The sequence below is a fragment of the Acidimicrobiales bacterium genome, from assembly GCA_036491125.1.
Classification (GTDB): Bacteria; Actinomycetota; Acidimicrobiia; order Acidimicrobiales; family AC-9; genus AC-9.
The window spans coordinates 1-4572 of sequence record DASXCO010000046.1; the positions used below are offsets into that span (position 1 = coordinate 1).

The 4572-nt window shown below is 70.1% G+C and carries 4 protein-coding genes and 1 tRNA gene; 3 read left to right on the forward strand and 2 right to left on the reverse strand.

Features of this window, described 5'->3' with window-relative positions:
* Positions 1-1501 (forward strand): hypothetical protein (locus tag VGF64_03655; GenBank protein HEY1633829.1); only part of this gene is annotated, 1501 nt, incomplete at its 5' end.
* Between the two features lie 118 nt (positions 1502-1619).
* On the opposite strand, the gene VGF64_03660 is transcribed toward VGF64_03655, so the two are convergent.
* Both VGF64_03660 and VGF64_03665 read right to left on the reverse strand, forming a co-directional pair.
* Entirely contained in the window at positions 1620-2534 is a 915-nt protein-coding gene (locus VGF64_03660; protein HEY1633830.1) for a metal-dependent hydrolase, read from the reverse strand.
* 127 nt (positions 2535-2661) lie between these two features.
* Positions 2662-3147 carry an NUDIX hydrolase gene (locus VGF64_03665; GenBank protein HEY1633831.1) on the reverse strand — a complete coding sequence of 162 codons (486 nt, stop codon included), beginning with the start codon at positions 3145-3147 and terminating at the stop codon, positions 2662-2664.
* A 41-nt stretch (positions 3148-3188) separates the two neighbouring features.
* On the opposite strand from VGF64_03665, the gene VGF64_03670 reads away from it, so the two are divergent.
* Both VGF64_03670 and VGF64_03675 read left to right on the forward strand, forming a co-directional pair.
* A complete protein-coding gene (locus VGF64_03670; protein HEY1633832.1) occupies positions 3189-4193 on the forward strand; it encodes an adenosine deaminase in 1005 nt (334 codons plus the stop codon).
* 73 nt (positions 4194-4266) lie between these two features.
* Positions 4267-4339: transfer RNA gene (locus tag VGF64_03675), tRNA-Arg, on the forward strand.
* Positions 4340-4572: the final 233 nt, after the last annotated feature.

Consider the following 4572-nt stretch of genomic DNA (forward strand, 5'->3'; position numbering starts at 1 on the left):
CGCCGTGCCCTATCTGCTGGTCGGCACCGGCGTGCGATCACCGCTCCGGCTGGCGACGACCGACGCGATCCATCTCTACGTGGGCTCGGCGATGGTCGTGCTCCTCGTGGCCAAGGTCGGTCGGGTCGGTCTTCGGACGACGGTGCCCGGGGTCTCGGGGCTCGTGCTCTGGCAGCGCTGGCTGTCCTGGTCGCTCGGCGTGGGCTACGCCGCCGTCATCCTCACGGGTTCCTTGGCGCTCGTGCCGTGGTCCGCGCCGGTCCGGGGCGATCTGGCCGACGCCCACCTCATCGCGTCGGTGTGGTTGGTCGTCCCGACCACCTGGCACGTCGTTCATCACCGGGCCCGCGCCTACCGTCGGCTGCGCCGCCTGCGCCCACCCCGGTGGCTCGGGCTGGCGCTCCTGGTGGTCCCGATTGGCGCGGTGGCCGTTGTCGGTCGGGCCGCGTCGCTCCCCACCCAGACGGGGGGAGGGGCGTCGTGGGCGCCGACCGGACCACACGTGTTCCTCGACCGCCTCGCCCTTACCCCCGACCGACGGGAGCTGGTCGCGGGTGGTGCCGGACTCTTCGTCCAGCGACTGGGCGACACCCGGTGGCGGCGGGTGGGCCCGTTCGGCGACGACGATCCCGTACTCGGACTCGAACTGCCCGCCCGCGGGCCCTTCGCCGTCCTGGCTGGTGCCGTCGACGGGCTGTGGGGTGCGGCGCGCGTGGAGGGGCCGTACGAGCGGCTGCCGTTCCAGGGCACGGACGTCCACGCGGTAGCGGTCAGCTCCGACAAGACGGACACCATCTGGGCCAGCTCCGATCAGGGGATGTGGCGCAGCACCGACGGCGGACGCCGGTGGGAGAACCACAGCGCCGGCCTCACCGATCCCGGCACCGCCTGGTCGCTGGCGTGGCAGGGGCAGAGCCTGTTCGGCAGCGACGGCCGGGCCGTCTACCGCTGGACCGGCGGGCGCTGGGAGCGAAGCTCGAGCCAGTACGGGGTTGTGATGCTCGACACCGAGCGGGGCGGACGACTGGTGGCGAGCTCGATGGGGGACGGCGTGCGCACCTACGACGGCGGGGTCTGGCGACCGACGCAGGGCGGGATGACGATCCACAACCACGGCGCCGGTCCGGCCGGGGTGCACGTGGTGAGCGTCAGCTCGGGGCCCGGTGGACGGGCGTACGCCGGGACCATGGAGGACGGGGTTGAAGCCAGCGTGGACGGCGGGCGGACGTGGGCCCAGAGCTGGCCGCAGCTGGCGGTGGATGGGGTCGCCTGGCGGGTGCTGCCCGTCGGGTCGCAGCTGATCGCCGCCACCGATCGCGGGCTGCTGACCTACCGCCTGCCCGCGGCCGACTCGGCCCGCTGGTGGTGGTGGATCGCCGTGGCCGGGGGCGGCGTGACGGCCGCTGCGGTCGCCGTGTGGATCAGTCGTTCGCCGAGTGCCGGCCCAGGCGGTACAGGGCGACGAGCGATGCTCCCACTCCGATCCCGGCCACGAAGATGATCCCGTGCTGCAGGTCGTGGTTGAGCTGGCTGGACTCGCCCCATGACGACAGCGCGAACTGCGCGATCAGCGCCAGCGCGACGGCGGCGAGGAGGACGCCGAGGGCGACCACGTGGCGTCAGCCCTTCGTCGCCGCCCGCGCCGCGGGGGAGCGGGCCAGGTAGTCGAGCGCCATCTGCGTCGAGGCTTCCTGGTTGGGGTGGTGTCCGGGACGCACGTATCGCGGCGCGGCGCCGAGCAGGCGGGCCGGGGAGGGGAGGCGATCCTCGCGGGCGGCGCGTAGCCAGTCCCGCCACCGGGGCTTGACGCCCTGCAGCGACGGGTCGTGGCGCATGAGGAATCGTACGCCGAGGACCCAGAAGAGCGACAGGAAGAAGACCACCTCGGCCATGGTGGTTGCCCGCTGGAGGTGGCTGCCGGAGACCTCGTCGTGGACGTCGAACACCAGCGATCGGTGCTCGACCTCCTCCGCTCCGTGCCAACGAAGGAGGTCGAGCATGACCGGGTCGGCGCCGGCGCGCTCGAGACCGTTGTTCTCGATGACCCAGCGGCCGAGGACGCAGGTGTAGTGCTCGATGGCGGCGACCACGCCCAGCCGGCGGTTGAGCCACCATCGCTGGAGCGGTCGCGGCCAGCCGGGATGATCGGCGAGCACCCGGCCGAACCACTGGTTCTCGAGCAGCCTGGTGTACGGCTCGGTGTCGATGCCCCTGTCGGCGAGGTGCTCCAGGACGACGGTGTGGGCCCAGGCGTGCCAGGACTCCTGCTGGACGAAGGGCTTGATCCGCTCCTGGAGCTCGTTGTCGCGCACGAGGGGTTGCGCCTTGTTCACGACGTCGATGAACCACCGCTCACCGGCGGGGAGGAGCAGGTGCAGCACGTTGATCACGTGGCTGGTGAACGGGTCGTCCGGGACCCAGTCGGGCGCGGTTCTCGACCAGTCGAAGCGAACCTTGCGCCGCACGATGGGGTGCCCCTCACGGACGGTCTGGCCGTCGGCGGTGACGACGGGGCTGGGTTCCTGCATGGCCATGGTTGATCACCTCGTTCCGCCATGTCTGGGTGAACAGCGCTAAGGCCGGCTCAGTCACGCCGAGCTGTCGTGGTCCCCAGGCTGTAGTAGGTGGTGTACCCCATTGCTGCGAGCGACAATCCCCTGGTCAGGGCTCGCTTCGCTCGGTGCGGACGTGCGACTGGATCCTGGGCGGGCCCAGGCGCAGTGAGTCGACCAGGCGTTCGGCGCTGGCGTCGTCCATGAGAGAGCGGACCTCCTCGGGGCTGAGCCAGCGGGCCTTGGCCGCGTCGACGTGGCGGTCGACGTCGCTGCCAACCATGGTGCAGCGGAACACGACCGCCACCTCGCGACGGCCGATGTCCTTGTACACCCCGGTGAGGATCACGGGGCGCACCAGCAGTCCCGTCTCCTCCCAGACTGTGCGGCGGACGGCCTCGTCGATGGCTTCGTCGCGGTCGAGGTAGCCGCCCGGAGCGTCCCAGCGGTCGGTCTCCTGCCGGTACACGGCGAGGAGACGGCCGTTGTCCAGGATGGCAGCGGTCACGACGACGAGGTGGCTCGGGGGCGGAACGTCGCTCTCCTCGGAGTTGTGGACAAATGCCGCGGCGGAGTATAGAAGCGGCGGCGCCACGTGCCGCGCCGCGGCGGACCGTATCGAAGGGACAGTGTTCGATGAGCGTGGACAGCTTCGTCCGGGACGTCCCCAAGGCCGAGCTGCACCTTCACATCGAGGGCACCCTGGAGCCCGAGCACATGTTCGAGCTGGCGGCGCGCAACCGGGTGTCGGTGCCGTTCCCGGACGTGGAGGCGGTCCGCCGGGCGTACGTCTTCGACGGCCTGCAGTCGTTCCTCGACATCTACTACGCCGGCTGCGCGGTCTTGGTCACCGAGCAGGACTTCTACGACCTGACGGCTGCCTACTTGTCACGTGCAGCCGGCCAGGGTGTTCGCCACGCCGAGATCTTCTTCGACCCGCAGACCCATACCGAGCGCGGCGTCGCTTTCGAGACAGTCGTCACGGGCATCCACCGTGCCCTGGAGGACGGGCTCGCTGATCTCGGGATCTCGTCTCGGCTGATCCTGTGCTTTCTGCGCCACCTGAGCGGCGAGGCGGCCCTGTCGACGTTGGAGGAGGCTGGGCCGTTCGTCTCGTGGATCACCGCCGTGGGCCTCGACTCGTCGGAGCTGGGCAACCCTCCGTCGAAGTTCGCGGCGGCCTTCCGGCGGGCCCGGGAGATGGGGCTGTATGCGGTCGCCCACGCGGGGGAGGAGGGTCCGCCGGAGTACATCTGGGAGTCGCTCGACCTGCTCGGCGTGCGCCGCATCGACCACGGAGTCCGATGCCTGGAGGACGAGCGGCTGGTAGAGCGACTGATCGCCGAGCAGGTGCCGTTGACCGTCTGCCCGCTGTCGAACGTCAAGCTCCGGGTGTTTCCGTCCCTGCGGGAGCACAACATCCTGGAGCTGTTGGGGCGCGGGCTCCTGGTCACCGTCAACTCGGACGACCCGGCCTACTTCGGGGGCTACGTGGCCGACAATCTCAGCGCCGTGGCCGACACCTTCGACCTGGAGAAGGTCTCCATCGCCAGGTTGGCCCGCAACTCGTTCGTCGCCTCGTTCCTCGACGAGTCGGCCAAGCAGGGGCATGTTGCGGCGATCGACCAGATGATTGGCTGAGCGCGTCGGATGCCGGTCTCGGGTCGTGCTCGGGGCGGGGAATTAGAGTGTGACCTGGTCTTCCAAGCCCCAGGCCCCCGTAGCTCAGAGGATAGAGCGTCGGTTTCCTAAACCGTGCGTCGGAGGTTCGAATCCTCCCGGGGGCGCACTCAACAAGGTCATTCGGACCGGATTTGGGAATCCCTCGGGAATCCCGCTGAGATCTGAGCTACTGCCAAGGCTGCCTGTGGGAGACGCGGGGTTCAGCTCGTCCAAACGGACGGATCGAAGGTGGCGGCCCGCTCGCCGGACGCGATCCAGGAGAACTGGTAGCCCTCCAGGCCGGGCACGAACACGCGCACGACTGATACCTCGAGGTGCGCCGCGGGCAGCTCCCGCA

Coding starts and splice junctions, on each gene's coding strand:
- VGF64_03660 (HEY1633830.1), bottom strand. CDS start 2,534: ATGGCCATGCAGGAACCCAGCCCCGTCGTCACCGCCGACGGCCAGACC.
- VGF64_03670 (HEY1633832.1), top strand. CDS start 3,189: ATGAGCGTGGACAGCTTCGTCCGGGACGTCCCCAAGGCCGAGCTGCAC.